Below are 365 nucleotides of genomic sequence, written 5' to 3'. Positions count from 1 at the left end.
CCCAAAAACCACCAGAACGTTGGTTTTGCGGACCTCGTGATTCAGCCGAATGACCTCGACAAAAAGCGCGCCGTCGTCAAGATTCCCGCGACGTGGCTTCCGGTTGACATTTCTCCGTACGTCCATCTGCTTCGCACCAATCTCTCGTTCCAACGCCTTTTGAATTTGGGGCTGCTGGCGTTTGTGAGTCCGAATCGCGCGGACCTTATCCTAAATTCTGACGAGGGCGGGGCAGAGTTGGAACGTGTTGAGCGTGTTACTGATAGCGCCACATTCAAACGCTACTGGCCTAAGTCTGCACAGATGTGGAATTGGGAAGAGAATGAGTACGTAACATAAGGAGATCAAGTGGCAGAGTTTGTGGC

The 365-nt window shown here is 52.3% G+C and carries 1 protein-coding gene; it reads left to right on the top strand.

Features of this window, described 5'->3' with window-relative positions; all coding sequences use genetic code 11:
* The coding region (locus AC1RPW_RS08145) for a hypothetical protein (RefSeq protein WP_481769463.1) at window positions 1-339 on the top strand (339 nt) is incomplete at its 5' end.
* Between the last annotated feature and the right edge of the window lie 26 nt (window positions 340-365).

Source organism: Dellaglioa sp. CoH-55-MRSF-8 (assembly GCF_056782195.1).
This window is presented reverse-complemented; position numbering and strand designations above follow the sequence as displayed.